The 26,730-nt window shown below is 71.9% G+C and carries 24 protein-coding genes and 1 pseudogene; 7 read left to right on the top strand and 18 right to left on the bottom strand.

Going from position 1 to position 26,730, the window contains the following annotated elements:
• Nucleotides 1–182 precede the first annotated feature (182 nt).
• Nucleotides 183–2,657 (bottom strand): alpha-L-arabinofuranosidase C-terminal domain-containing protein, encoded by a 2,475-nt coding sequence (locus ACIRD7_RS32670; protein WP_403459242.1) that lies wholly within the window; start codon nucleotides 2,655–2,657, stop codon nucleotides 183–185.
• Between the two features lie 146 nt (nucleotides 2,658–2,803).
• Between ACIRD7_RS32670 and ACIRD7_RS32665 the strand changes: the two genes are divergently transcribed.
• Nucleotides 2,804–3,247 (top strand): DUF6314 family protein, encoded by a 444-nt coding sequence (locus ACIRD7_RS32665; protein WP_403459241.1) that lies wholly within the window; start codon nucleotides 2,804–2,806, stop codon nucleotides 3,245–3,247.
• On the opposite strand, the gene ACIRD7_RS32660 is transcribed toward ACIRD7_RS32665, so the two are convergent.
• From ACIRD7_RS32660 to ACIRD7_RS32650, 3 genes are all read right to left on the bottom strand, one after another.
• Complete coding sequence (locus ACIRD7_RS32660) at nucleotides 3,229–3,822, bottom strand: histidine phosphatase family protein (protein WP_403459240.1); 594 nt, start codon at nucleotides 3,820–3,822, stop codon at nucleotides 3,229–3,231. The two genes, ACIRD7_RS32665 and ACIRD7_RS32660, sit on opposite strands and share 19 nt — an antisense overlap.
• 130 nt (nucleotides 3,823–3,952) lie before the next feature.
• Nucleotides 3,953–4,396: a GNAT family N-acetyltransferase gene (locus ACIRD7_RS32655; protein ID WP_403459239.1), complete on the bottom strand. Its 444-nt coding sequence runs from the start codon at nucleotides 4,394–4,396 to the stop codon at nucleotides 3,953–3,955.
• Between the two features lie 181 nt (nucleotides 4,397–4,577).
• Complete coding sequence (locus tag ACIRD7_RS32650; RefSeq protein WP_403459237.1) at nucleotides 4,578–6,020, bottom strand: PLP-dependent aminotransferase family protein; 1,443 nt, start codon at nucleotides 6,018–6,020, stop codon at nucleotides 4,578–4,580.
• On the opposite strand from ACIRD7_RS32650, the gene ACIRD7_RS32645 reads away from it, so the two are divergent.
• Nucleotides 6,019–6,945: a DMT family transporter gene (locus tag ACIRD7_RS32645; RefSeq protein WP_403459236.1), complete on the top strand. Its 927-nt coding sequence runs from the start codon at nucleotides 6,019–6,021 to the stop codon at nucleotides 6,943–6,945. The two genes, ACIRD7_RS32650 and ACIRD7_RS32645, sit on opposite strands and share 2 nt — an antisense overlap.
• 94 nt (nucleotides 6,946–7,039) lie before the next feature.
• Nucleotides 7,040–7,234: a DUF1918 domain-containing protein gene (locus tag ACIRD7_RS32640; RefSeq protein ID WP_403459234.1), complete on the top strand. Its 195-nt coding sequence runs from the start codon at nucleotides 7,040–7,042 to the stop codon at nucleotides 7,232–7,234.
• Nucleotides 7,235–7,285: 51 nt separating this feature from the next.
• Here ACIRD7_RS32640 and ACIRD7_RS32635 read toward each other — a convergent pair whose 3' ends face one another.
• Nucleotides 7,286–8,545, bottom strand: coding sequence for a glycoside hydrolase family 10 protein (locus ACIRD7_RS32635; protein ID WP_403459387.1), 1,260 nt, complete (start codon nucleotides 8,543–8,545; stop codon nucleotides 7,286–7,288).
• Nucleotides 8,546–8,743: 198 nt separating this feature from the next.
• On the opposite strand from ACIRD7_RS32635, the gene ACIRD7_RS32630 reads away from it, so the two are divergent.
• Together ACIRD7_RS32630 and ACIRD7_RS32625 are read left to right on the top strand one after the other, a co-directional pair.
• Nucleotides 8,744–9,616 (top strand): 3-hydroxybutyryl-CoA dehydrogenase, encoded by an 873-nt coding sequence (locus ACIRD7_RS32630; RefSeq protein WP_403459232.1) that lies wholly within the window; start codon nucleotides 8,744–8,746, stop codon nucleotides 9,614–9,616.
• Nucleotides 9,617–9,824: 208 nt separating this feature from the next.
• Nucleotides 9,825–10,082, top strand: a complete 258-nt coding sequence (locus ACIRD7_RS32625; protein ID WP_030952282.1) for a hypothetical protein — start codon at nucleotides 9,825–9,827, stop codon at nucleotides 10,080–10,082.
• On the opposite strand, the gene ACIRD7_RS32620 is transcribed toward ACIRD7_RS32625, so the two are convergent.
• The 10 genes and pseudogenes from ACIRD7_RS32620 to infC all read right to left on the bottom strand — a co-directional run bounded on the left by ACIRD7_RS32620 (nucleotide 10,079) and on the right by infC (nucleotide 20,921).
• Complete coding sequence (locus ACIRD7_RS32620; protein ID WP_403459230.1) at nucleotides 10,079–10,609, bottom strand: NUDIX hydrolase; 531 nt, start codon at nucleotides 10,607–10,609, stop codon at nucleotides 10,079–10,081. The two genes, ACIRD7_RS32625 and ACIRD7_RS32620, sit on opposite strands and share 4 nt — an antisense overlap.
• An 85-nt stretch (nucleotides 10,610–10,694) precedes the next feature.
• Complete coding sequence (locus ACIRD7_RS32615) at nucleotides 10,695–12,035, bottom strand: transcriptional regulator (protein WP_403459229.1); 1,341 nt, start codon at nucleotides 12,033–12,035, stop codon at nucleotides 10,695–10,697.
• Nucleotides 12,036–12,347: 312 nt separating this feature from the next.
• Nucleotides 12,348–13,373, bottom strand: coding sequence for a PP2C family protein-serine/threonine phosphatase (locus ACIRD7_RS32610; RefSeq protein WP_403459228.1), 1,026 nt, complete (start codon nucleotides 13,371–13,373; stop codon nucleotides 12,348–12,350).
• Nucleotides 13,374–13,513: 140 nt separating this feature from the next.
• Nucleotides 13,514–16,027 (bottom strand): phenylalanine--tRNA ligase subunit beta, encoded by a 2,514-nt coding sequence (pheT, locus tag ACIRD7_RS32605; RefSeq protein WP_403459227.1) that lies wholly within the window; start codon nucleotides 16,025–16,027, stop codon nucleotides 13,514–13,516.
• A complete protein-coding gene (pheS, locus tag ACIRD7_RS32600; RefSeq protein ID WP_403459226.1) occupies nucleotides 16,027–17,148 on the bottom strand; it encodes a phenylalanine--tRNA ligase subunit alpha in 1,122 nt (373 codons plus the stop codon). Before pheS ends, pheT begins: the two co-directional genes overlap by 1 nt.
• Before the next feature lie 158 nt (nucleotides 17,149–17,306).
• The gene (locus ACIRD7_RS32595) at nucleotides 17,307–18,443 is read right to left on the bottom strand and encodes an ATP-binding protein (RefSeq protein ID WP_403459225.1); all 1,137 of its coding nucleotides are present in this window, start codon (nucleotides 18,441–18,443) and stop codon (nucleotides 17,307–17,309) included.
• A 53-nt stretch (nucleotides 18,444–18,496) separates the two neighbouring features.
• Nucleotides 18,497–19,345, bottom strand: a complete 849-nt coding sequence (locus ACIRD7_RS32590; protein ID WP_403459224.1) for a TrmH family RNA methyltransferase — start codon at nucleotides 19,343–19,345, stop codon at nucleotides 18,497–18,499.
• Between the two features lie 102 nt (nucleotides 19,346–19,447).
• Nucleotides 19,448–19,831, bottom strand: coding sequence for a 50S ribosomal protein L20 (gene rplT / locus ACIRD7_RS32585; RefSeq protein ID WP_055492778.1), 384 nt, complete (start codon nucleotides 19,829–19,831; stop codon nucleotides 19,448–19,450).
• Nucleotides 19,832–19,944: 113 nt separating this feature from the next.
• Nucleotides 19,945–20,139 carry a 50S ribosomal protein L35 gene (rpmI, locus tag ACIRD7_RS32580; protein WP_007829094.1) on the bottom strand — a complete coding sequence of 65 codons (195 nt, stop codon included), beginning with the start codon at nucleotides 20,137–20,139 and terminating at the stop codon, nucleotides 19,945–19,947.
• Nucleotides 20,140–20,248: 109 nt separating this feature from the next.
• Nucleotides 20,249–20,921: pseudogene (gene infC / locus ACIRD7_RS32575) on the bottom strand (translation initiation factor IF-3).
• Between the two features lie 337 nt (nucleotides 20,922–21,258).
• Between infC and ACIRD7_RS32570 the strand changes: the two are divergent.
• Nucleotides 21,259–21,624, top strand: coding sequence for a DUF1844 domain-containing protein (locus tag ACIRD7_RS32570; protein WP_403459223.1), 366 nt, complete (start codon nucleotides 21,259–21,261; stop codon nucleotides 21,622–21,624).
• Nucleotide 21,625: 1 nt separating this feature from the next.
• Here ACIRD7_RS32570 and ACIRD7_RS32565 read toward each other — a convergent pair whose 3' ends face one another.
• On the bottom strand, nucleotides 21,626–22,357 hold the full coding sequence (locus ACIRD7_RS32565) for an SseB family protein (protein ID WP_403459222.1): 732 nt from the start codon (nucleotides 22,355–22,357) through the stop codon (nucleotides 21,626–21,628).
• Nucleotides 22,358–22,506: 149 nt separating this feature from the next.
• Here ACIRD7_RS32565 and ACIRD7_RS32560 point away from each other — a divergent pair, with 149 nt between their 5' ends.
• Entirely contained in the window at nucleotides 22,507–23,529 is a 1,023-nt protein-coding gene (locus ACIRD7_RS32560; RefSeq protein WP_403459221.1) for a serine hydrolase, read from the top strand.
• Between the two features lie 21 nt (nucleotides 23,530–23,550).
• Here ACIRD7_RS32560 and mycP read toward each other — a convergent pair whose 3' ends face one another.
• Together mycP and ACIRD7_RS32550 are read right to left on the bottom strand one after the other, a co-directional pair.
• Nucleotides 23,551–24,834: a type VII secretion-associated serine protease mycosin gene (gene mycP / locus ACIRD7_RS32555; protein WP_403459219.1), complete on the bottom strand. Its 1,284-nt coding sequence runs from the start codon at nucleotides 24,832–24,834 to the stop codon at nucleotides 23,551–23,553.
• A complete protein-coding gene (locus ACIRD7_RS32550) occupies nucleotides 24,831–26,336 on the bottom strand; it encodes a hypothetical protein (protein ID WP_403459218.1) in 1,506 nt (501 codons plus the stop codon). The genes mycP and ACIRD7_RS32550 overlap by 4 nt, the downstream gene beginning before the upstream one ends.
• Between the last annotated feature and the right edge of the window lie 394 nt (nucleotides 26,337–26,730).

Here is a 26,730-nt window from a genome sequence, read left to right as displayed (position 1 = left end):
ACCCGGCCCAACCGAGGGCCGATGGGCCCGCCCCGCCCACACCTTCGGCCGGGGCGGGCCCGCCGCGCCTCTTCCAGTACCTCCCCGGCCCGCCGCTCATGCGTCCCAAGCGACGCCGGCCGACGGCCTGCGGGCCGGACCCGGGCCCGCCGAGGCCACCGCTCCGAGCCGGCCCCCGGAAACTACCGCTGCCTGATCCGCAGGAACGTCACCGAGTTCGCCGGGAAGGTGTACGTGAACCTGTCGGCGACCCCCGTGAAGGTCGACGTCACGGGCGTGACCGGCGCGTCCGTCTCGGTGTTCACCGCGTCCCGGTCGGCGGCCAGGGTGGTGACCCGGGCCCGGGAGGCGACCTTGGCGCCGCCCAGGTCGACGGCGGTGCGGGCGGCCGACGCCTGTGCGTTGACGACCTTCACGATCAGGTCACCGGTCGCGGCGTCCCGGGTGACGACCTGGCGGAAGGGCTCGGCCGGCTTGTCGTCGGTGAAGCTGCCCCACTCCTGGCCGTCGAGGTACAGCGTGACCTGGCGGCCGCGCACCTTGACGTCGATGTCGTAGGAGCGGCCCGTCTCGATCGACCCGGCCTTGGTGAGCAGCGTCCCCTTGCCGCCGTCCACGGCCTGCTCGACGGCGGACTGGGTGTTGTTCCAGCCGCCGAGGTTCCACCAGTAGTAGTTGCCGGTGTCCTTGACGCCGAAAGCGACGAGGAAGCCCTCCTTGCCGGACTTCTTGGTGGCCTTCACATGCAGGTCGTAGTCGTGCCACGACGGGTCGCCGGCCGAGACCATGGTGTTCTCCGCCGCCGCGTCCGTCTGGACGTACTGGCCGTCCTGGACGCTCCAGCTGCCCGCGCCCGTGTGCGTCCACTTCGAGGCGTCGCCGGAGAAGTCGTCGCTCAGCAGCGTCGAGCCGTCCGCCGCGGTGACCCTCACGTCGTCGTACGCGGCACTGGTCGCCCAGGTGGAGAGGCCGACGGCACCGGCGATCGGGCCGCTGACGTCCGGCGTGGTGGTGGCCTTCGAGGGGACGACACGGTCGCCGACGTTGTTCATGAAGAGCTTTTGGACCTCGTAGTTCGCGGAGTTCCAGGAGGCGCGGTTGTTGAACCAGATCAGGTCCGGCCGCCACTGCACGTAGTCCTCGTTGGCGAGCAGCGGGGCGTACGAGGCGAGCTTGACGACGTCCGCGTTGCGCTCCAGGCCGGTCATGAACGCGGCCTCCGACAGACCGTTCCTCCAGGCGTTGCCCTGGGAGGCGTACTCGCCGAGGAAGACCTTCGGGCCGCCACGGTCGTAGGAGTCGTAGCGGTCGTTGTTCTGGAGGAACCAGTCGGGGCTGTTGTAGTAGTGCTCGTCGACCATCGCGACGTTCGCCTCGCGGTTGAGCTTCCAGGCGGTGTCGAAGGTCGTGCCGCTGTCGTCCGGGCCGGAGTTGGAGATGACCGTGATGCCGGGGTGCGCGGCCTCGATCGCGGCGCGGAACCGCTGGAAGCGGGCGAAGAACTCGTTCGGGAGGTTCTCCTCGTTGCCGACCTCGATGTGCGTGAGGTGGAAGGGCTTCGGGTGGCCCATCCGGGCGCGTACCCTGCCCCACTCGGAGGTCGCCGGTCCGTTCGCGAACTCGATGAGGTCGAGGGTGTCCTGGATGTGCCGCTTCAGCAGCGCCTCGTCGTCGACGGCCTTGTTCTGGCCGCAGCCGGTCACCAGGGCCGGGACGACGGGCAGCGGCATGGCGCCGATGTCCTCGGAGAAGCGGAAGTACTCGTAGTAGCCGAGGCCGTAGCTCTGGTTGTAGCCCCAGAAGTTGGCGTTGGTGGCGCGCTGTTCGACGGGGCCCACGGTGTCCTTCCACTGGTAGGACCGCTTGCGCTGCCAGCCGGAGGCCTCGCTGTAGTCCGCCATGGAGCCGGTGTTGACCAGGCAGCCGCCGGGGAAGCGCACGAAGCCCGGGTGCAGGGCGGCGATCTTCTCGGCGAGGTCCTTGCGCAGGCCGCCCGGCTGGTTCTTGTAGGTGTCCCGCGGGAACAGCGACACCATGTCGAGGGCCGCCGCGTCGGTGACGGCGACGGCGAGGCGCCCGCGGTTGCTGGTGCGGGTCGCGGTGAACGTGGCCCTGTACTGGGCCCAGCCGCCCTTGTCGGCCACCTGGCGGGCGGTCGCCAGCGCGCCGGCGGCGTCCTTGAGGGTGACGCTCAGCGTGGTGCCGCGCTCGGCACGCGCCCACACGGAGAAGTCGTACCGCTTGCCCTGCTCGACGCGGATGCCGGTGTTGTAACCGGCGTTCGTGACGGCCGAACCCGCGCCCAGGGAGAGGTAGTTGCGGTTGCGCTCGTTGAGGCGGCCGGAGTCGTTCACGACCTGTGCGGTGCCGTCGACACTCCAGGAGGTGAGCGGCGTGTAGGAGCCGTTGTCGGCGGTGGAGTACTCGAAGGACCGGTTCTGCACGAGCTCGGCGTACAGACCGCCGTCCGCGGCCCGGTTGATGTCCTCGAAGAAGACGCCGTACATCGTGTCGTCGATCTTCGCGCCCTGGGCGGACGGGTCGACGGTGAGGGAGTAGTCGGTGACGTCCTCGGCGTGGGCGGTGGTGGGGACGAGGCAGGCCGCCAGCAGGAAGGCGGTCGCGGCTGTGCCGTATCTCCGGCGCGTGCGTGACATGGATACTCCGCGGCTCGATGTTCGAAATATCAGACATTGATCAGCACTTCGAACGGCAAGATAGGGAGGGGGAATCGGAGCGTCAACGGGTCGCGCGGGGTTTCGAAAGTGTCGGAAGGGCCGGAAGGGTCGGGACGGTGGAACGGATGGGCGAGTTCTGGCCGGTACGGGATGCGCTGACGTATCTGGCCGGGAGCTGGCGGGCCGTGCGGTCCGTACGGGACCTCGCGAGCGAGGAGACGGGCGAGTTCTCCGGCATCACGGTCTTCGACCCGCTGGAGGGCGGCGGACTGCTGCACCACGAGGCCGGCGTCTTCGTCTGGCGGGGCGTCCCGCGCCCGGCCGAGCGGACGCTGCGCTTTCTGCCCGGGGCCTCACCGGGAACGGCGGATGTGCGCTTCTCCGACGGCCGGCCCTTCCATGACCTGGACCTGGCGTCCGGCCACCACATCGCCGACCACCCCTGCGCGGCCGACCTCTACCGGGGTGAGTTCACCGTCCTCGACGCGGACCACTGGCGGAGCGTGTGGCGGGTGCGCGGCCCGGTCAAGGACCTGGTCCTCACCACCGACTACACGCGCGAGGACTGAGCCGGCACCCCGTCGAGGCGGAGGTTCCAGCGACCGCCGCGGCCGGTGACGGTGGTCGTCGACAGGGGACGTACGTCGATGTTCCAGTACGTCGAGGGGGGCGCCTTGAGCGCGTAGACGAGCGCGGCGCGGATCACCGACGGCTCGGCCACGGCGACGATACGGCCGCTGTCGTCCACCGGCCGGGTGTCGAGCCAGCCGCCCACCCGGGAGATGAACGCGATCAGGGACTCGCCGCCGTGCGGTGTGCCGCGCGGGTCCGCCAGCCAGGCGTCCACCGCCTCCGGCTCACGGGCCATCGCCTCGCCGAGCGTGAGCCCGCGCCAGCGGCCCATGTCACAGTCACGCAGGGCGAGTTGCACCAGCGGCGCGTAGCCGAGGGCGTCACCGGTGGCGCGGCTGCGCGGGGTCGGCGAGCAGTAGCGCAGCTCGGCCGCGGCCAGCGGCAACAGGCTGTGCGCGACGCTCTGTACCTCGTCCCAGCCGGCCTGGTCCAGCGGCCGGTCGTCCTCGAACCGCTCGCCGAGCAGCGAGGAGCTGCGCGCGGCGGCGACGAACGTGACACGAAGTGGCATGCGGCGATGGTGTGACGCGGAAGTGCCCAGGTCAAGAGTGGTTGTGCAGGTGTCACCGAGGGTTGGCGCTTCCTTACCGCGGGGTCAGGATCAGCCGGACAAGTCGCCGGAAATCGGGGAGTTGTAAGGTTCAAGCACCCTGGAAGGAAAGCGCCATCCACTGATCAGGCCTCTCCAGCGGCGCGAACCCCAGCTTCTCGTAGACCCCGTGCGCGTCGTGCGTGGCGAGCAGCATCCGCTTCACGCCGTACGACCGCACCTGCTCGCGTACGGCCCCGACGAGCGCCGTCCCGATCCCCTTGCCGCGCACCGACGGGTCCACGTACACATCGCAGAGCCACGCGAAGGCCACCCGGTCGGTGACAACCCGGGCATACGCCACCTGATCCCCCGAGACGATCTCGTAGACCCCGAAGTTCAACGACCCGTCGATGGCCCGGTCCTGCCGCTCGCGCGCCCTTCCGAGGGCCCAGTACGCGTCGGTGGACAGCCACCGGTGCACCAGCTCCCGGTCGACGCGGTCCCGGTCGTCGGAGATCTCGTAGCCCTCGGCGAGAGGCGGGGTGTCGGTCATGCGGCGAGCCTCGCAGGACGGGGCGCGGGCGTCGAGGGATTTCCTCGCTCGTCGAAGGGATCCCCTTGGGCGCCGGCATCGAAGGGATCTCCCTGGGCGCCGGCATCGAAGGGATCTCCTTGGGCCCCGGCATCGAGGGGATCTCCTTGGGCGAGGGGCGCGGTATGTGGCCGACGCGCGCCTAGAGCACCTCGTCCCCCGCCACCCGCAGCCGCCGCACCCCCTCCGTGATCTCCCCCGTCCCCGCCACCGCCGCGAAGCTCAACCGGACGTGGCCGGCCGGAGGTTCCGCGCTGAAGTACGGGCGGCCGGGCGTGATCGCGACGCCCGCGCGCAGGGCGGCGGAGGTGAGGGCCGACTCGTCGGCGCCGTCGGGCAGACGCAGCCACAGGTGGTAGCCGCCGGACGGGATGTACGGGAGGGCGAGACCGGGGAGGTCCAGGCGCAGGGCGGCCGTCATCGTGTCCCGGCGGGCCTTCAACTCGGCCGAGATCGCCCGCAGATGACGCGGCCAGGCGGGCGAGCCGACCAGCTCGACGGCCGCTTCCTGCAGCGGTCGCGGTACGAAGAAGGTGTCGACGACCTGGATGGCGCGCAGCCGCTCCAGGACCGGCCCGCGGGCGGCGAGCGCGCTCACCCGGAAGCTCGGCGAGGTCGCCTTGGTCAGCGAGCAGACGTGCACGACGACCCCGTCGGGATCGTCGGCGGCCAGCGGCCGCGGCAGCGGCCCCGCGTCCTCGTGCACCAGCCGCCGTACGAAGTCGTCCTCGACGACGAAGGCGCCGGCCTCGCGCGCGATGCGCAGCACCTCGCCGCGCCGGTCGGGGGCGAGCACCGCGCCGGTCGGGTTCTGGAACAGCGGCTGGCAGACGAAGACCCGGGCATCGGTCGCCTTGAAGGCGTCGGCGAGCAGGGACGGCCGTACACCGTCCGCGTCGACCGGGACCGGGACCGGGCGCAGGCCGGCCGCGCGGGCGATGGCCAGCATGCCCGGATACGTGGGCGACTCCACCAGCACCGGCGCACCCGGCGGCGCCAGCGCCCTGAGCGCGATCGTCAGGGCCGACTGGCCGCCCGCGGTGATCAGCACCTCGGCGGCCGTGACCGCGCCGCCCGGCCCGCCGATGCTGCGCGCGAACCACTCCCGCAGCTCCGGCAGCCCGTCCATGGGCGGCCTTCCCCACGCCCCGGGCCGTCGGCCCGCCCGGGACAGCGCGGCCGCCATCGCGCGCTCCGGCTGCAACGACTGGTGCAGATAGCCGCCGTTGAACTCGATCACGCCGGGCCCGGGTGCGGTGAGCGAGACCAGCACCCCAGAGGCGTCGACCGAGCGCGGCACCAGCTCCGCCGCCCCGTCCGCGCTGAGCGTGACCTCCTGCCAGGAGGTGTCCCCCACGGCGGCGGCCCGCGCGTGCTGCTCCGCCCGGAACGCCCCGGCGCCGGGCCGGGTGACCACGAGACCCTCCGCGGCCAGCTGGGCCAGGGCTCGGGAGACGGTCACCGGGCTCACCCGGAACCGCTCGACCAGCGCACGACTCGACGGGAGCTTTCCACCCGGTGAGTAGCGGTCGAGTTCGCGTCGCAACAGATTCGCCAGTTCGCCGACACTGCTACGCTCTTGCATGAGGACCAAGAGTAGCGCTACCGCCCCGAGCTCGATAGCAGTCACCACCCCGGCCGTCCCGGCGACGGCGACCGTCGGCGGCACCCTGCAGGCCGCGCTCGGCGTCGCCGCCTTCTCCCTCACCTTCCCCGCCACCGCCTGGGGCCTGGAGGGCTTCGGGCCCTGGTCCCTGGTCGCCGTGCGCTGTGTCCTCGCCGCGCTGATCGCGGGCGGCTGTCTGCTCACCCTGCGGATCCCCCTCCCCGAGCGCCGGCACTGGGCCGGCCTCGCCGTCGTCGCGGCCGGGGTGGTCGTCGGCTTCCCCCTGTTCAGCACGCTGGCCCTGCAGACCTCCACGACCGCGCACGCGGCCGTCGTGGTCGGCCTCCTCCCGCTGACGACCGCGCTGTTCTCCGCCCTTCGCGTCGGCACCCGCCCGTCGCGCACCTTCTGGACGGCGGCTCTGGTGGGAGCGGCCGCGGTGGTCGCCTTCACCGTGCAGCAGAGCGGCGGCGCCCTGACCACCGCCGACCTGTACCTGTTCGCGGCCCTGCTGGTGTGCGCCGCCGGATACACCGAGGGCGGCCGGCTGGCCCGGGTCATGCCGGGCTGGCAGGTGATCGGCTGGGCGCTGGTGCTGTGCCTGCCGCTCGCCGCCGCGGGCGCCGCGGTCGCCCTGTCGTACGAACCCGTCCGGCTGACCTGGCACGGCGTGAGCGGACTGCTGTGGGTCGCGGCGGGCTCGCAGTTCCTGGGCCTGGTCGTCTGGTACCGGGGCATGGCGGCCATCGGCATCCCGAAGGCCAGCCAGTTGCAGTTGGCCCAGCCCCTGCTCACACTGGTGTGGTCGGTGCTGCTGCTGGGCGAGCACCTGACAGTGGCCGCCCCGCTGACGGCCGCGGCAGTGCTTGTGTGCATCGCCGTGACCCAGCGGGCGCGAGGCTGAGCGGGCCCTGACGACCCACTTCCCACCACCGCTCCGCGCCGTAGACTCAAGGCCACGGACCGCTGCTCCCACACCTGGTGAGGAGGACCGACAGATGCGTGCAACCGTGGGCGACCAACTTGTCCAGCACGGCAGGGTGGTCGGACAACACGACAAGGTCGGCGAGATCGTCGAAGTCCTGGGCCACGAGGGCAACCCTCCGTACCGCGTCCGCTTCGAGGACGGGCACGAGGGCCTGTGCTCCCCCGGCCCCGACACCGAGATCCGGCACAGGAACACCACGAGGTAACCCGTCCCACCGGCCCGGCGAGGCTGCCGGGCCGAGGAACCGGGTGACGGATCAACGCGGGGTGATCGCCGGCTGCTGGTAGTGGTCGGCGACCACCCGCGCCATGGCCCCGATCCGGTCCGCCGCGACGTCCTTCGCGGCGAAGTAGATGTGTCCGCGCGCCTCCGGGTGCTTCTTGGCGAGCGTGAGGTGCCGGGACAGCTCGGCCGGATCCTGCCAGGCGGCGGGCTGCGCCGAGTCGCCCGCCTTGTACAGGGCCTCCCCGATGAAGAGGTTGGTCCTGCTGCCCCGCGCGACCTCGGCCCACCACGGCAGGAGCTTGGCGTAGTCGGCGGCGGCGAAGCCGATGTTCCAGTACAGCTGCGGGCAGATGTAGTCGATCCAGCCCTCCCGGACCCACTTGCGGGTGTCCGCGTACAGATCGTCGTACGTCTGGACACCGCCGCGGGTGTCCGAGCCGAGCGGGTCGGTGCTCGCGTTGCGCCACACCCCGAACGGGCTGATCCCGAACCGCGTGGTGGGCCTGATCCGCCGGATGCCCTCCGCCATCTCCTCGACCAGCTTGTCGATGTTGTCCCGCCGCCAGTCGGCCCGGACCTCGAAGTCACCGCCGTGGGTGTCGTAGGCCTCGTCGTCGTCGAAGGTCTGGCCCGCCACCGGGTAGGGGTAGAAGTAGTCGTCGAAGTGGACCGCGTCGACCGGGTACCTCTCCACCGCGTCCAGCATCGCCCGCCGCACGAACGCCCGGACGTCGGGCAGCCCGGGGTTGTAGTAGAGCTTGCCGGCGTACGCCACCACCCAGTCCGGGTGCGCGCGGGCGGGGTGATTCCCGGCGAGCCGGCCGAGGTCGGTGTGGTTGGCGATGCGGTACGGGTTGAACCAGGCGTGCAACTGGAGACCGCGGGCGTGCGCCTCCTCCACGGCCGTGCCGAGCGGGTCCCAGCCGGGGTCCCGGCCCTGCGTCCCGGTGAGCACCAGCGACCACGGCTCGTGCGGCGAGGGCCACAGCGCGTCGGCGGTGGGCCGCACCTGGAGGACCACCGTGTTCAGCCGACGACGCACGGCCGTGTCCAGGTGGGCGATCAGTTCGGCGCGCTGCCGGCCGGCGGTCAGCCCCGGCTTGGAGGGCCAGTCCCGGTTCGCCACGGACGCGATCCACACGCCGCGCATCTCACGGGTTCCGTACCGCCGGTGCCGGTCCTTACCGCCCGTCGCGGCGCCCGCCGCCATCGCCCCGCTCGCCGCCGCGACTGCCGACAGGGCGGTCACCGTGAACGCCCGACGTGACATCCGCGACTTCCGGTGCAGCATCGTCTCCGTACCTCCGTGTGCCGTGGTCAAGGGCCCCACCCCGGGACAGATCCGCGCGTTCCGGACCCGGCCCGGCGTCAGCCTTTCATGCGGCACCCGAACGATCGATCAAGCTTCGCCGAAGGTAACGTGCAGGTTTGGAGCAGGCGCCGAACAACGGCGGACCTGTCGCAGTCGTGGATCAGCGAAGGGGCAGATGTGACCGGCATCTCGGGAGATATTGCACGCGTCGGCGTGGTGGGCTGCGGCCAGATGGGAGCGGGCATCGCCGAGGTGTGCGCCCGCGCCGGACTGGACGTGAAGGTCGCCGAGACCACCGGCGAGGCCCTGGAGATCGGCCGCACCCGGCTGTACAACTCCCTGTCCAAGGCCGCCGAGCGCGGCAAGATCAGCGAGGAGGAGCGGGACGCCACGCTGGCACGGCTGTCGTTCACCACCGATCTCGGCGAGTTCGCCGACCGTGACCTGGTGATCGAGGCCGTCGTCGAGAACGAGCAGGTGAAGACCGAGATCTTCCAGGTGCTCGACCAGGTGGTGACCCGGCCGGACGCGATCCTGGCCTCCAACACCTCCTCGATCCCGCTGGTGAAGCTGGCGGTCGCCACCTCGCGCCCCGACCAGGTCATCGGCATCCACTTCTTCAACCCGGCCCCGGTGCAGAAGCTGGTCGAGCTGATCCCGGCGCTCACCACCTCCGAGGGCACGATCGCCCGCGCCGAGAGCTTCGCCGAGAAGCTGCTGGGCAAGCACGCCATCCGCGCCCAGGACCGCTCCGGGTTCGTGGTGAACGCGCTGCTGATCCCCTACCTCCTCTCCGCGATCCGGATGTTCGAGACGGGCATCGCCAGCCGGGAGGACATCGACAACGGCATGGAGCTCGGCTGCGCCCACCCGATGGGCCCGCTGAAGCTGTCCGACCTCATCGGCCTGGACACGGTCGCCTCGGTGGCGCAGAGCATGTACGACGAGTTCAAGGAGCCGCTCTACGCCGCTCCCCCGCTGCTCCAGCGCATGGTCGACGCCGGCCGGCTGGGCCGCAAGACCGGCTCCGGCTTCTACACGTACGGCTGATCTCCGCACGGCTGATTACGGTCGGTCAGATTCCGGCCAAGTACACGGGCCCGGCACCGAGAAGGTGCCGGGCCCGCGCCATTCACACACCGTGTGCGCTCCGGGCCCGCATATGCCCCTCGCACACTCTCCCCAGGCGCCCACCAGGCGAGTTCACTTTCCCTGCGCATGCCAGGGATTCGAGACGACTACGGAAAGGAGCGGACACGTGACCGCCGATCCCGAGCATCCAGTCGTATCTGGAGAACTCGCAGAGTTACGACGCCGCCTGGACGTCGCCTACGCCCGCGTGGAGGGCGGGCTGACTCTGCTCACGCACCGCACCGAGGAGACCGCCAAGGAACTCGACGACCTCAACACCCGGATCCACACACTGGAACACACGCGCTGGCCGCTGCCCGCGGTCGCCGCCCTCACCGCCGTGGGTGCTCTCGTCGTGGCGATCTGGCAGGCCGTGGGGCACTAGCCGAACCTGAGATGGTGCAGCATCAGTAACGCGGCCGCCATGTTGGCGGCCGGGACCTCCCCACGGGCGACCATGTCGGGGACGAGCTTGAGCGGGACCCATTCGCGGCGGTCCGACTCGAAGTCGTCCACGGGATGACCGATGTACTCGCCCTCGTCGGACCAGTAGATGTGGTGCCGGGCGTCGGTGAGCCCGTTGGACGGCTCCACGCTCATCAGGTGGTGCAGGGGTCCCGGCCGCCAGCCGGTCTCCTCCTCCAGTTCCCTGGCGGCCGCACGGGCGATGTCCTCACCGTCCTCGACGACGCCCGCCGCCAGTTCCCACCCCCAGCTGTCGGTGATGAAGCGGTGGCGCCACAGGAGGAGGACTTCATTGGCCTCGTTGACCACCGTGGCCACGGCGACCGGCCGCAGCCGTATCAGGAAGTGATCCAGGTGCCGGCCGTCAGGCAGCTCCACGTCTGCCAGGTTGACGGTGAACCAGCGGTTTTCATACACAGTTTGTTCGTTCTGTTTCGTCCACTGCACGGTTCTGCCACCTTCCGTCGAGTAAGTGGCAATATCGCAGCAGGGACTATGAGGTGTCGGTGTTCGAGTACCCGCGTGCACCGGCCTAGAGCGGTACGCGCAGTGCTCCGTCGATGAGTTCGGCGGCCTCGGCGGTGCCCGCGCAGCCGCTTCGCACCAGGTGTTCGCGCACCGCCCGGAGTCTGTCGCGCAGGCGCTGGGACTCCATTCCCCGCGCCTGCTCGGCCATCTGCACCGCCGTGGCCACCGCTTTGTCGGCGTTGCCCTGACGCAGCTCGATCGTGCTGAGCATGGCCAGCCGGTGCACCCGGCCCCGGTCGTGGGCGGGGTTGTCCACGGCCGCCGCGGCATGCTCCGCCGCGGCCGCCAGCTCTCCGAGGCTCAACAGCGCCTCCGCCACCTGGACGTTGACGAGTCCGGGCTGGACATAGCCCGTTTCGTCCGGTTCGTATCCACGGTGGATACGATCGGCGGCCTGCTCGGCACGCCGGATGCAGGACAGCGCGCTCGTGCCGTCGCCGAGGTGGGCGTACGCCTTCGCCTGCATCGCGTACAGATCGGAGGCGAGCGCGGGGGTGATGTGCTTACCGGCCGCCCGCAGCGCGGCCTCGGCGAAGGCGACCGCCTGCCGGAACTCCCGCATGAACAACGCCTGGTTGACCAGCAGCGCGATCACATACGCGCCAAGTCCCCGGTCCCCGCTGGCCTTCGCGAGCCGCAGCGCCTGGTGGAAGTACCGCTGGGCGAGCCCGTGCGCGTCGGAGTCGTACGCGCAGATCCCCGCGATCGCCACCAGCCCGCCCGTGGCCCGGTGCAGTTGACGCCCCGTCGCGTCGGTGTAGCTGCCGCGCAGCAGCGGGGCGGCCTCGGCGTTGAGGAACCCGACGATCCGGGTGCGGGTCGCTATGCCGCCCGCCTTGCGGTACATCTGCTCGTAGTGGGTGCGGGCGGCCCGCAGCATGTCGAGGTCGGCGGGCGTGACCCGGTGTCTTCCCCCACGCGAGACGTCCACGTCCTCCGGCGGGTTCTCCCACTCCCACACCGGCATCACGGCGGGCGTGCCGGTGACCGCGGGGGCGCCCAGGATGTGGGGCCGCTGCTGCTCGTCGGAGCGCCACAGGGCGGTGGCCCGCTCCACGAAGCCGGACAGCGAGGTGGTGTGCGCGGAGTTCGGCTCGCCGGGCACGCCGAGGCCGATGTCGTCGAGCGTGACGGTACGGTGCAGCCGGCCGGCCAGCACCTCGCAGATCAGGTCGGGCACCTGACCGCGCGGCCGCTGCCCCTTCAGCCACCGCGCGACGGCGGTGTGTTCGTATCTCAGCGCGAGCCCGCGCGCCCGCCCCGCCTGGTTCACGTGCGCTGCCAGCCCCGCGTGCGAGATCCCGGCCTCGTCCAGGATCGCGTCGAGCAGAGTGTTGGGCTGCATGGTGGCCCCCCGGTGGCTCGGTGCCGTCAGAGTAGTGCGAACCGCTTCACACGGGGTGTGAACGGAGTGCTCGAATCCGTAGGGTGCGCGCGCTGTCGCGGAGAGTTTCCAACCGGTTGACTGAAATGCCTCGCAAGAGGCCGGCCGGGCCGTCGGCTCCCCCTCGTACAGTGCGGCGGCCCGCACCCGCGCCGTCCGCCCAGCTGCCTGCCCGACACTCCGTGGCTGGGCGGATGGCGACGCCGTGCCGCGCCGGCCAGACCGGTGAGATGCGTGGTCGCCGTTGCGCCAGATGTGGTGGTTCGGCTGCGACTAGTTCGTGGCTTGTCGCGCGGCTCCCCGCGCCCCCAGGGGCGTGCACTGAACCGGCGTTCGGTCGTTCCGCAGGACGAGCAGCGCCATGTCGTCCGCCTGCCTTCCTCTGGTGTGGCGCAGGATGGCCGAGAACAGGGTGCGCAGGATGGGGTGCGGTGCGATCGGGTCCTGTCGTACGGCTCCGACGAGCGCCGCCTGCAGGGAGAAGAACCGGCCTCGCGCGTCCCTCGCGTCCTCGACGCCGTCCGTGTACAGGACCAGGCAGTCGCCGGGCGGCAGGGAACCGCAGTGCAAGGGGGTCGGTTCCGCCGGGAGAGGGAAGAGGCCGAGGGGTGGCAGCGGATCGGCGCGGGCGAGCGGTTCGGCGCCGCCGCCGCTGAGCAGGTACGGCCAGGGATGACCGCAGTTGAGGACGGTGATCTCGTCGTCCGGCCCGATCTCCAGCAGCAGCAGCGTGACGAACTCCTCGGCGGCCGGGCTGTCCGGATCCCGGCACGTCTCGCGCACATGGCGGGCCAGGGCCCGGTCCAGTCTGTGCAGCACCCCGCCGAGGTCGGGTTCGTCGTGCACGGCCTCGCGGAAGCTGCCGAGGACCGCGGCCACCGTGCCGATGGCGGTGATGCCGTGGCCGCGCACGTCGCCCATCACCGCCCGTACGCCGTGTTCGGTGGCGATGACCTCGTACAGGTCACCGCCGACACAGGCGCTGCGATCCGCGGAGAGCTGGGCGGCGGCCACGTCCAGCCCGTCGATGCGCGCGGGCAGCGGCCGCAGCAGCGCGCTCTGCGCGGCACCGGCGACCTTGCGGACCTGCCGGAGTTCGCGCAGCAGGGCCTGCCGGACGTGCATGATCAGCCCCGTGCCCACGGCGAAGAAGACGGCACTGGTGACGACCCGGGCGCCGAGGCTGTCCTCCTGGGCGAGCGGGCAGGACAGCTTGTACGCGACGGCCATCGCGCCCCAGGCGGTGGGCAGCCCCAGCGTGCTCACCCTGCGGGGAACCCGACCCTTGATGCGGAACATGCCGATGGCCCCCCAATAGGCCCTGACAACGCAGACGGACCGACCCCGAAAGGCCGGTCCGATTCTGTCGAGGGAGAGCCCGGAAGTACCGGATCACCCGGAGAAGTCACCCTTTTGAGTGAGGTGACCGCAACGCCCCATCAGCCCCTCAGGACAGCTCCCGTCCGCTCGCCCGCGAGGCCCACCGCGGCATCCCGGGCGGCCGACGCCTCGTCGACGGTCAGCGTCCGGTCACCCGCGCGGAAGCGCAGCGCGTACGCCAGCGACTTCTTCCCGTCGCCGAGCTGCTCGTCGTTGACGTACACGTCGAACAGCCGGATCCCTTCGAGGAGTTCACCCGCACCCTCACGCAGCGCGGCCTCGACCTCGGCGGCCGGCACCGGCTTGTCCACCACGAGGGCGACGTCCTGCGTGGCCACGGGGAACGTGGAGATGCTCGGCGCCTGGGGCGTGCCGTCGCCGACCTGCTCCAGCGCGTCCAGATCCAGCTCCATCGCGCAGGTGCGCGCGGGCAGACCCAGGGCCTTCAGCACCCGCGGGTGCAGCTCACCGGCGTGGCCGATGACCTGCTCGGTGCCGTCGACGGTGATCGCCAGCGCGGCGCACCGGCCGGGGTGCCAGGGCCCGTACTGCCCGCTCCGCACGACCAGTTCGGCGCCGGCCTCACGGGCCACGACCCGCGCGGCCTCGACCGCGTCGGCCCAGTCGGCCGGACGGCCCTTGCCCCACCAGCCGGCCTGCTCGCGCGCACCGGCGAGGACGACGGCCACGTGCCGCGGCTGCTCGGGCAGCACGGCGTTCAGCGCGGCGATCTCCTCCTCGGTCGGACGGCGGTCGACCGGCAGATGGCCCGCGGCGCCCTGCTCGGCACGCGGGTGGAAGACCAGCCCCGTCTCGAACAGCGCCAGGTCGTGCGAGCCCCGCCCGTCGTTGCGCCGCAGCGCGCCGAGCAGACCCGGCAGCAGCGACGTGCGCAGTGCGGGCTCCTCGTCGTTGAGCGGGTTGACCAGCTTGACGACACGGCGGGCCGGGTCGTCGGCCTCCAGGCCGAACTGGTCGAAGACGCCCTCGGCGACGAAGGGGTAGTTCGGCGCCTCGACGAAGCCGGCCCCGGCCAGCGCGCGGCCCACCCGGCGGTGCAGCCGCTGACGGTGGGTCAGGCCACGGCCGGAGGGCAGCTTGGGCAGCGTGGAGGGCAGGTTCTCGTAGCCCTCCAGGCGGATGACCTCTTCGGCCAGGTCGTTCGGCTCGAGCAGGTCGGGCCGCCAGGACGGGACGGTGACGATCAGCTCGTCCTGCCCGTACACGTCGCAGCCGATCTCCTGCAGCCGCCGTACGACGGTCTCACGGCCGTACTCGACGCCGGCGACCTTGTCCGGGTGGTCGGCGGGAGCCGTGATGGTGTGCGGCGCCGACGGGGTGATGACCTCGGTGACACCGCCTTCCGCGGTGCCGCCCGCGAGCAGCACCAGCAGGTCCACCGTCCGCTGGGCGGCGGCGGCCGCGGCCGCCGGGTCCACACCGCGCTCGAAGCGACGGGACGCCTCCGTGGACAGCTTGTGGCGGCGGGCCGTACGCGCGATGGAGACCTGGTCGAAGTGGGCGGCCTCGATGACGACCTCGGTCGAGGCGTTGTCCAGGTCCTCGTGGTCGGCGATCTCCGTGTTGGCGCCGCCCATCACGCCGGCCAGGCCGATCGGGCCGCGCTCGTCGGTGATGACCAGGTCCTCGGCGTGCAGCTTGCGCTCGACGCCGTCCAGGGTGACGAGCTTCTCGCCCTCCTCGGCCCGGCGCACGCCGATGGTGCCCTGGACGAGGCCCCGGTCGTAGGCGTGCAGCGGCTGGCCGAGCTCCATCATCACGTAGTTGGTGATGTCGACGGCGAGCGAGATCGGGCGCATGCCGACCTTCTGCAGCCGGCGCCGCAGCCAGATCGGGGAGCGCGCCTCGGGGCTCAGGCCGGTCACCGTGCGTGCGGTGAAGCGGTCGCAGCCGATCGGGTCCGAGACCTGCACGGGGTAGCCGAAGGCGTTCGGGCCGGGCACGTCGAGGAGCGCGGGGTCGCGCAGCGGCAGGCCGTAGGCGATGGCCGTCTCGCGGGCGACGCCGCGGATGGACAGGCAGTCGCCGCGGTTGGCGGTGACGGCGATGTCCAGGACCTCGTCGACCAGTTCGAGCAGCTCGATGGCGTCCTTGCCGACCTCGGTCTCCGGCGGCAGCACGATGATGCCCTTGGTGCCGTCGTCGCCCATGCCCAGCTCGTCGCTGGAGCAGATCATGCCGTGGGACGTCTTGCCGTAGGTCTTGCGAGCGGAGATCGAGAAGCCGCCCGGCAGCGTGGCGCCGGGGAGGACGACCACGACCTTGTCGCCGACCTGGAAGTTCCGGGCGCCGCAGACGATCTCCTGCGGCTCACCGGTGCCGTTGGCCTGGCCGACGTCGACGGTGCAGAAGCGGATGGGCTTCTTGAACTCCGTCAGCTCCTCGATCGTCAGCACCTGGCCCACGACCAGCGGGCCCTTGAGGTCGGCGCCGAGGTGCTCGACGGACTCGACCTCAAGGCCTGCGGAAATGAGCTTGGCCTGGACGTCGCGCCCGGTCTCCGTCGCCGGCAGGTCGACGTACTCCCGCAGCCAAGAAAGCGGGATCCGCATCAGATCTCCATCCCGAACGGCCGGGTGAACCGGACGTCACCCTCGACCATGTCTCGCATGTCTTCGACGTTGTGGCGGAACATCAGCATCCGCTCGATGCCGAACCCGAAGGCGAAGCCGCTGTACTTCTCCGGGTCGACGCCGCAGGCGGTCAGGACCCGCGGATTGACCATGCCGCAGCCGCCGAGCTCGATCCAGCCCTCGGAGGAGCAGGTACGGCAGGGCCGGTCGGGGTTGCCGACGGACTCGCCGCGGCAGACGTAGCACACCATGTCCATCTCGGCGGACGGCTCGGTGAACGGGAAGAAGTTGGGCCGCAGCCGGGTCTTCATGCCCTCGCCGAACAGGGACTGCACCATGTGGTCCAGGGTGCCCTTGAGGTCGGCCATGGTGAGGCCCTCGTCCACGGCGAGCAGCTCGACCTGGTGGAAGACCGGGGTGTGGGTGGCGTCCAGCTCGTCGGTGCGGTACACGCGGCCGGGGCAGATCACGTAGACCGGCAGCTCGCGGTCGAGCAGGGAGCGGATCTGCACGGGCGAGGTGTGCGTGCGCAGCACGACACCGGACTCGGTGCCGCCGTCGGGGCCCTGCACGAAGAAGGTGTCGGCCTCGCCGCGCGCGGGGTGGTCCGGGCCGATGTTCAGGGCGTCGAAGTTGAACCACTCGGCCTCGACCTGCGGGCCCTCGGCGACCTCGTAGCCCATGGCCACGAAGACGTCCTCGATGCGCTCGGAGAGCGTGGTCAGCGGGTGGCGGGCGCCGGCCGGTACGCGGTCGTACGGCAGCGTGACGTCCACGGCCTCCTCGACCAGCACGCGCTGGTCGCGCTCGGCCTCCAGCTCCGCCTGGCGGGCGGCGAGCCCCTTGTTGACCGCGCCCCGGGCCTGGCCTACCCGCTTGCCGGCCTCGGCCTTGGCGTGCGGGGGCAGGGCGCCGATCTCGCGGTTGGCGAGGGCCAGCGGGGAGGTGCCGCCGGTGTGGGCGACCTTGGCCTCCTGGAGCGCGTCGAGAGAGTCCGCGGCGGCGAAGGCGGCGAGCGCCTCGTCCCGCATGCGCTCGATCTCTTCCGGTTTCAGTGCCTCGACCTCGACAGGGTCGTACGACTTATTGGGTGCCGACATCTCTTCCCGTGCTTCCGATTGGCTGGCGGATGGTCCCCGTACCGACCCGTGGACAGTGCGTCAGCGTTTTTTGGACACAGCGTCCTGGTTCCTGGGACACAAAGGTGCCAAAGGCCGAGTCTAACGGGGTTGAGGAACGCGAATGCGCCCGTGGTGCCTCAGGCCATGAAGGCCGGTGCCGCCACGGGCAACGTAAATCGGAACTGCGCGCCGCCGCCGGGGGCACGGCCGACTTCGATGGCGCCGCCGTGGGCCTCGACGATTCCCTTGACGATGTAGAGCCCGAGGCCCGTGCCGCCGCGCTTGCTGCCCCGCCAGAAGCGGGTGAAGACGCGGTTCATGGACTCCTCCGGGATGCCGGGCCCCTCGTCGCTCACCGTGACCGACGTGCCGACGTCCTCTCCCTCGCGGGGGGACGCCGTGGCCGTGATGTCAATGGTGACCGTTCCGTCGCCGTGCCGCACCGCATTTTCGATCAGGTTGCTGAGCACTTGGTCGATCTTGTCGGGGTCGGCCCAGAGGGCGGGCAGCGGCTGCTCGACGCGCAGCGTGAACCGGTCGGCGGGCTGGCCGGCGGCGACGTAGGCCTGGATGTGCCGCCCTACGGCCGCACCGATGTCGACGGGCTGGCGGCGCACCTCAAGGCGCCCGCTGTCGATCCGTGAGATGTCGAGCAGCTCGGCGATGAGCCGGGTGACGCGGTCGGCGTCGGCGTCGACGGTCTCCAGCATGAGCCGCTTCTGGTCGTCGGTGAAGCGTTCCCATTTGGCGAGGAGCGTGGCGGTGAAGCCCTTGACGGAGGTGAGCGGCGAGCGCAGCTCGTGGGCGACGGTCGCGATCAGCTCGGCGTGGCTGCGCTCGGTGCGGCGGCGGGCCTCGGTGTCCCGCAGGGAGACGACGACGCGGTGCACCGGACCGGTGGGCTCGGTGCGCACGTAGCGCGCGGACACGAGTACCTCGCGCCCGCCGGGCAGCAGGAGGTTGCGCTCGGGCTGCCTGCTCCTGATGGCCAGCCCGCCGTAGGGATCGGTCAGCTGCCACCAGCGCCGGCCCTCCAGGTCCTCTAACGGCAGGGCCTTCTCCAGCCGCTGTCCGAGGGCGTCGGCGGCGCGGACGGAGGTGATGCGCTCGGCGGCGGCGTTGAAGCAGACGACGTGACCGTGCTCGTCGGCGACGACGAGGCCGTCGGGCAGGTCGTCGGGATCGAAGCCGAGCTCGGCGGGGTCACCGGACCGGGACGCGGACTGCCGCCGCACCTCCCGTGCCCCCGGTGCGCTGCTCGTGCCGACACTCATCCCCGTACCCCACCTCTCACGACGGCTGAGGGGCCCCCGAGCTGGTCACCCTACTAGCCTTCGGTGACGCTGCGGCACCCTCCGGCGGCGCGCTGTGCACGGGCCGACGCATAGAGACATACGGCCGCGGCGGTGGCGAGGTTCAGGCTCTCGGCCTTCCCGTGGATGGGGACGCGCACGACGGCGTCGGCCAGCGCGCGGGTCTCCTCCGGGAGCCCCCATGCCTCGTTGCCGAACACCCAGGCGGTCGGCCCGCCCATGCTGCCCTTGTCGAGCTCGTCGTCGAGGTCCCGGTCACCGGCGCCGTCGGCGGCGAGGATCCGCACCCCGGCGTCCCCCAGTGCGGCCACGGCCCGCTCGACGGGCACGCCCACGGCGACCGGGAGGTGGAACAGGGAGCCGACGGAGGCGCGCACGGCCTTGGGGTTGTACAGATCCACCGACGCGTCGGTGAGGACGACGGCCTCGGCCCCGGCGGCGTCGGCGCAGCGCAGCACGGTCCCGGCGTTCCCGGGGTCACGCACGTGCGCGAGTACGGCGACGAGCTTCGGCCGGGCGGCGAGGATCTCCTCGAACGGGGTGTCGACGAACCGGCAGATCCCGACGAGCCCCTGCGGGGTCACGGTGGTCGAGATGTCGGCGATCACCTGCTCGTCGGCGAGGTGCACCCGGGCTCCGACGGCCCGGGCCTCGCCGATGATGTCGGCGTAGCGCTCGGCGGCGTCGACCGTGGCGAACACCTCGACCAGGGTGTCGGCGTGCCCGGCGGCCTCCCGTACGGCCTGCGGCCCCTCCGCGAGGAACAGCCGCTCCTTCCCCCGGAAGTTCCGCTTGGCGAGCCGCCGGGCGGCGGAGACGCGGGGGGAACGGGGGGAGATCAGCTCGGGGCTGGCGGGAGGCATGGGTTCACCTTGCAGTTCTGAAGTTCACGGACACAGCAGGACCCGCAGACCTCCTCGGCCTGCGGGTCCCTTCAGTCACGTCTGCCTAGAGCAGCCGGGGCTTCACGCCGCCTTGGGGGCGTTGACGTCCGCCGGCAGCGCCTTCTGCGCGACCTCGACCAGCGCCGCGAACGCACCGGCGTCGTTGACGGCCAGCTCGGCCAGGATCTTGCGGTCGACCTCGACGTTCGCGGCCTTCAGACCCTGGATGAAGCGGTTGTACGTGATGCCGTTGGCGCGGGCAGCGGCGTTGATGCGCTGGATCCACAGCTGCCGGAAGTCACCCTTGCGCTTCTTGCGGTCGTTGTAGTTGTAGACCAGCGAGTGGGTGACCTGCTCCTTGGCCTTGCGGTACAGGCGCGAACGCTGACCGCGGTAGCCGGAGGCCTGCTCGAGGATCGCCCGGCGCTTCTTGTGGGCGTTCACTGCCCGCTTGACGCGTGCCACTTTTTAACTCCTTGTAGCGGGGCCGTGGGTGGACTCACACGGCCCGGTATCGATTGGGTCCCGGTCCAGACGTACGGCGCTCGGTGCTCCGTGCGGAGCGGGCGCCGCGTACGTCACTTGCCGAGAAGCTTCTTGATCTTCTTGGCGTCGCCCGGGGCCATCTCGGCGTTGCCGGTGAGGCGACGCGTCAGACGGGACGACTTGTGCTCGAGCAGGTGGCGCTTGCCGGCGCGCTCACGGAGCACCTTGCCGGAGCCGGTGACCTTGAAGCGCTTGCTGGCACCGCTGTGCGACTTGTTCTTCGGCATAGCGCCGTTCTCTCCTCGTAGATGGCGCTCCGGTGCCCGGTCGTGAAACCGGGCACGGTGGAGCGTCGCTCTTGTATCGGTTACGTCCTGGGGACTGGGTCCCCCGGGATCACGCCTCGGCTGAAGCCTCGGCAGGGGCCTCGGCGGTCTCGGAGTCCGCGGCGTTCTGCGACTTGCCGGGGTTGGCCTTCGCTTCTGCCTTGCGGGCTTCCTGCGCCTGGCGGGCCTCGGCCATCGCCTCGGTCTTCTTCTTGTGCGGACCGAGAACCATGATCATGTTCCGGCCGTCCTGCTTCGGGTTCGACTCGACGAAACCGAGTTCCTGGACGTCCTCCGCGAGACGCTGCAGCAGTCGGTAGCCGAGCTCCGGCCGGGACTGCTCGCGACCACGGAACATGATCGTGATCTTGACCTTGTCGCCCTGCTTGAGGAACCGGACGACGTGACCCTTCTTGGTGTCATAGTCGTGCGGGTCGATCTTCGGCCGGAGCTTCATCTCCTTGATGACCGTGTGCGCCTGGTTCTTGCGCGCCTCACGGGCCTTCATGGCCGACTCGTACTTGAACTTCCCGTAGTCCATGAGCTTGCACACGGGCGGACGGGCGTTCGCCGCGACCTCGACCAGGTCCAGGTCGTACTCCTGCGCAAGCTCCAGTGCCTTGGCCAGCGGGACAATGCCCACCTGCTCGCCACTGGGACCGACAAGTCGCACCTCGGGAACGCGAATCCGGTCGTTGATGCGGGGCTCGGCGCTGATGGATCCTCCTCGGTTAGCACCACACGGCGGTCTGGCGGACAGCCGCGTATGTCTCGTTCGTAAGACCTAACCGCGCCGAAGCACAAAAAATGCCCCGGACGATCACAGGCGGGGCTCCAAAGCACTACCGGAGCACCGCCGCGGAGATCGCGGGGCGCGCTTTCGGGCGACTCCATCGTCCGTACGGAACGATGGTGGCCGCCTGACCGGGGTGACCCGCCGTCCCGGAGGACGGTCAGGTGGGAGATCGGAGCCTCCACTTGTGGGCCGGACACTCGAGTATCCAGCCGGTCGTCACACAAGGTTAGCAGCTACCCGGGGGTGGTGCGAACCGGCCGGCACCGGGCCCTATCGTGTGGGACATGAGTGACACCCCTCCTGAGTCCGCTGATTCCCCCCGCTTCGACGAGATGACCCGCGACATCGCCGAGGTCCCCGCGGTCGAGGTGATCGTGACGGTCGCCGTCAACCTGATGAGCGCCGCCGCCGTCAAGCTCGGTCTGACCGAGGAGGGCGACAAGTACAAGGACCTGGACGAGGCCCGCAAGCTGATCCACGCCCTGGCCGGCCTCCTGGACGGCAGCGCGACCGAGATCAGCTCCTTCCACGCCGCCCCGCTCCGCGACGGCCTGAAGTCGCTCCAGCTGGCCTTCCGCGAGGCGTCGGTCGTCCCGGACGAGCCGGGCCAGGGGCCGGGCGAGAAGTACACGGGTCCTGTCTACGGCTAGTTCACTCGCGTACGTACAGGGGCTCGCCCGGCGGCGTCGCCTCGGCCGGGAGTACCGCCAGGTCGAGGCCGCGCACCAGGCGGGCCCTCAGTGTCTCGTCGGCGGCGAGGCGCCGCGCGACCGCGTGCACGCCGGCGTCGCGCGGTACGGCGGGCTCGAAGACCAGGGCGAGGGTGCCGTCCGCTCGGCCGGGGCCGAGATACGCGCGCCGGACCGCGCCCACGTCCGCGACCGCGCCGCGCACCGCCGCGACGACCGCCGGGTCGGCCAGCGGGTCGGAGCTGGTGCGCCCCTCGGCGAGCGCGAGCAGCGCCCGCCCCGTCAGCTCATAGGGCACCGGACCGGCCATGTCCAGCACGATCGTGTCGGCCTTCTCGTGCGCCGCGGCCTGCAGGGCCTGGTGCAGGGGTACGGCGACGGGGCGGGCCGCCGGGTCCCAGCGGGCGAGGGACTCGGTGGACGTGAAGGCGGGCAGGGCGGTGCGATCGCCGGCCTTCAGGGTGGGGACGGCCATGTCGCTGGTCTTCTCGCGGCGCAGCCCGTTCTCGTCCTCCTCGACCTCGCCGAGCACGGCCACGACGGGCACCAGCAGCCGGGCGTCCTTGAGCGCCTCCAGCACCGGGCCCTCGGCGGTGCGGTCCTCGGCCCAGGCCGCGAGCGCGGCGCTCAGCCGGGGGTCGGCGGTGCCGTCGTCGTCGGAGAAGGGGGAGTCGGGAATGTTCTTGTTCGCCACGGTCACCGACCCTATCGGGGGGATGCTGCTGCGCTTGTGCGGCCCCGGAAACCCCGCCGTGACACGGCCGGCCGGGATCTCCGTTTCTCTGACACACATCTAACGTCCGTCTAACGGCACGCACAGGCACGGGCCCGACGATCGCGGGCATGGAGTCCTCCAGAGCCTGCCGCGGCCGCCGCGCTCACCCGCCCCGAAGCCGTCCTCTGCTGTACGGCGCCCTCGCCACCGCCGTCGTCCTCGGGAGTACGGCCGCGGGGACGGCGTATGTGAAGGCGCGGGCGCACTCCGGGATGCGGCCCGTATCGTCGACCGCGTCGCCGTCACCGTCGCCGTCGGCGTCTGCGTCTGCGTCGGCGGCCGCGAGCGAGGAGGCCTCGGTGGAACCTGCGGTGCGGCCGACGACGGACTACGACGCGCTGCTGGCGTCGGCCATGAAGGCGGTGGACGTCCCGGACGGGGCCGAGGTCTCGGTGGCCGTGCTGGACCTGGACTCCGGTTCGGGCGCCACGTACGGCGAGGGCGCCTTCGACACCGCCAGCATCGTGAAGGTCGACATCCTGGCCGCGCTGCTGCTCCAGGCGCAGGACGAGGGGCGGGAGCTGACGGCTGCGGAGAAGTCGTACGCGACCGCGATGATCGAGAACAGCGACAACGCCTCCGCGTCGGAGCTGTGGCGCACGATCGGCGCGGCCGAGGGGCTGAACGCCGCGAACAAGCGCTTCGGGCTCACCGGGACCTCGGGCGGTGACGGAATGCTGTGGGGGCTGACCCAGACCACCGCCGCCGATCAACTGCGGCTGCTGCGGCAGGTGTTCGGGGCGGACTCGGAGCTGAGCGAGGCCTCGCGGACGTATCTGCGCGGTCTGATGGAGCGGATCGCCGTGGATCAGCGGTGGGGGGTGTCGGCGGCGGCCGACGGTTCCGCGTGGGCGCTGAAGAACGGCTGGCTGCCGCGTACGGCGACCGGGCTGTGGGACATCAACAGCGTCGGGCGGGTGACGGCCGGCGGCCGTGACGTCCTGGTGGCCGTGCTGTCGGACGACAACACGACGCAGGCGCGGGGGATCTCGCTGGTGGAGGCGGCCGCTGTGGCGGCGGTGTCGGTGTTCGTCCGCGAGGACGTGTCCGCGTCGGCGTCGGTCTCGGCGTCCGCCACCGTCTCGTCGTAGCTGTCAGGCGACCCGGCCCGGTCAGAAGCCGAAGCGTCCGCGGCGTCCCCGCCACACCAGGACGGCCGACACCAGCAGGGCCCCGCCGGCGCCGCCCGCGAGCCAGGCGGTCCAGCTCGTCGCCTTGTCCTGCGACGCGGCGGCGTCCGGGCCCGGACCGAAGTAGTCCTCGCCGTACGCGGCGGGCTTCAGGGCCCGGGGTTTCATGCCGGCGGCCTTCTTGATCGCGGCGGCCGGGTCGACGAAGCCGTAGCCGCGGGAGTCGTCGCGGCCGTCGGCGGGGGCGTTGCGGGCGGTGTCCTCCAGGAGCGTCTTGATCTGGGCCGGGCTCAGGCCGGGGTGGGCCGCCTTGACCAGGGCCACCGCACCGGAGACGAAGGCGGCCGCGGCGCTGGTGCCCCAGCCCTCGTAGTACTTGCGGTCGGGGTCCGCGATGACGACCTTGTCGCCGGGGGCGCTGACCGTGGCGTACCAGCGGCGGGTGGAGAAGGAGGCGCGGGTGCCGTAGCGGTCGACGGCGGTCGCGGCGATGACGCCCGGGTAGGCGGCCGGGTAGGAGATGTGGTCGCCCTTCTCGCCGCCGTTGCCCGCGGAGGCTACGACGACGGCGCCCTTGTTCAGGGCGTACTGGACGGCCTCGTCCTCGCCGGCCTCGGGGTGGGCGGACTTGGAGTCGTCGCCGAGCGAGAGGTTGATGACGTCGGCGCCGTGGTCGGCGGCCCAGCGGATGCCCTCGGCCAGGGCGTTGCCGCGGGTGCTGCGGGCCTTGGCGCGCGACGGGTCGCCGTCCTCCAGGATGACGCGGACGGGGAGGATCTTGGCCTCGGGGGCGATGCCCAGTACGCCGTCGCCGTTCCCGGCGCCGTGTCCGTGGCCGGCGATGATGCCGGCCATCGCGGTGCCGTGCCGGGCCCAGGCGCGCTCGCCGCGCTCGGCTCCGAAGCCGACCATGTCCTTGCCCTTGAGGACGTTGCCGACGAGGTCGGGGTGGTCGGCCTCGACGCCGGTGTCCAGGACCGCGACGGTGACGCCCTCGCCCTTGGTGGTCTGCCAGGCCTCCTGCGTGTGCATGGCCTCCAGGGCCCACTGCTGGGCCCGTATGGAGTCGGCGTGCGCCGCGGTGGGCGGCAGCAGGGCGAGGCCGGCGCCGAGGAGGACGGCGAGGGGGGTGGTGCGGCGGGTCACGAAGGTCTTCACGGTACGGGTCACGGGGCCGGGCGCGCCGCCGTTCAGACCGGTGCCGCGGCCGGTGCGCACGCCGGGGTCGGTGCCGCCGTCCGGGCGGCCGTTCGTGCCGGGATTCATGACGACTGCTCCGTGGACGGGCCGACGTTCTTGCGCAGGGCGCGCTCGACTCGGTCGGCGAGACCCTGCGCCTCGTGGCCGAGGCCGGCCTGGGCGACTGCCGTGGTGGCGCCGGCGTCCATGGCCTCCTCGGCGGACTGGGGATCGTCGACGCCGCGGTCGTCGGCCCAGCCGGAGACGGCGAAGACGACGACGGGGGCGTCGGTGAGCACGGAGACCGTCCAGGAGGCGCGCTGCTCGTCACCGAACCCGGCGGCCAGGGTGCCCTTCGCGGCGTACGGGCGGGGCATGAGGTCCGTACGGCGGTCGAGGCCCTCCTTGGCGAAGCGGGCGTCGAGCGAGCGCATCGCGGTGGCGTCGGCCTTGGTGAAGAGCAGGCCGACGGTGGTGACGTAGCTCTGGGTGGCGTCGATGTAGGTGGCACGCAGCAGGCGCTGGCAGCCGACGGGGGCGAGGGCCTTGCGCAGCAGCGGGTCGAAGGCGTCCGCGCAGCCGGTGTCGGGCGCGACGGCGATCCGCGTCCAGGTGCGGTCGGCGCCGCCGGGGCCGGCGCCCGTGCCGCTCACGGTGGGCGGGAAGAGCCGGTCGACGGGCACGCTGTGCCACAGGCTCCCGGCCGCGGCGAAGGTGTCCCGCGCACCGCCGTCACCGGGCTCGCCGACCAGCCAACTGCCGGTCAGCGCCCCGCCGATGAGTCCGACGCCGAGCACGACACAGGCGGCGGCCACCGCGATCCGGGGCCGGAGGCGCATCCCCAGCGGACGCGGCCTGGCCTGCTCGTCGTACCCCTCGGGCTCCCCGAACGACACGACGGGCCGCCCGGAAGCGGGCGCCATGGGGGCGCTCCAGGAGAGGGAGGGGTCCGGGGAGAAGGCGGCGGAGGAGCCGGGGGCTGCGCCGGGCGGCGTGGGATGCGGCATCCCCCGGGAGGGATCGGCGGGCGTCGGCCCCGCGTACCCGGACGCCGTCCTGCCGACAGGGGGCTGCGGCGCCGGGCGCAGGGGCGGCAGGGGGGCGGAAACGCCGGCGCGGGGCGGCTGGGCCGGGGCCTGCGCCGGGGTGGCACTCGGGCGCGGCGGCGTGCCGACGGAGCCCTGGCCGGTACCACCAGCGCCGGGGGTGCCCGATTCCCGGTCGGTGGAGGGGCGGTTGCCCGGGGCGGGTGACGGATCCGCGGGGATCGGGCGCAGGCGGAAGGTGGTCTCCGCCGCCGTCTCGGCGGGGGCGCCCGTACGCCGGGGAGGCGAAGGGCGCTCGGTACGGCGGGGCGGCGTCGCGGCAGGCGCCGCCTGACCGGAGTGGGTGCGGCCGGAGTCGGTGCGGCCGGAATCCGCGCGGCCGGCCGTCGGGGGTGCGTCCGGGAAGCGGGCCGAGGCTCGTGGCGGGGGCGGGGCCGTGCCGGCTCCAGGGGCCTGCACGCGCGTGCTCGGGTGGGACTGCGCGGCTCCTGCGGCGTCGCGGCGCGGGGCGGGGACGTCCGCGCCGTTTGCGGGCGTAGGCACCGAGCCCTCCGTTCGCGCACCCTCGGTCGGTACGTCCGTCTGCTCTTCCCGGATGTCGCCGTTCCGCGGCGGCTCCGCGGGTCTGGGCGGTGTCGTCGGGCGGGGCGGGGCGGCGGGCGGGGGCGGGGTCTGCGGGCGCGGGGGGATGGGGGCGCGACGCGCTTCCGTGCTCATGCACCCCCCGTTTCCTCGTACCCGGGCCGATCCTCGTGCGCGGGCCGTCGTTCGGTCTGCCCCACCCGGTGCGGACTGCTCCGACCAGGCACGCATACCCGTACCGAAGGAGCGTCATCCCGGCGCGAGCGCGTGCGCGTCACTCTACGGGTTGAACCTGCGCGAACGGGAACCAGTCCACGACCCCGTGCACATCTGCCCGGAACGTCCCCCTACCCTG

Origin of the sequence: Streptomyces sp. NPDC093568 (assembly GCF_044764945.1) — a bacterium.
GTDB lineage: Bacteria > Actinomycetota > Actinomycetes > Streptomycetales > Streptomycetaceae > Streptomyces.
Note: the sequence above shows the minus strand (reverse complement) of the source record. Positions and strands in the feature narration are given on the sequence as shown.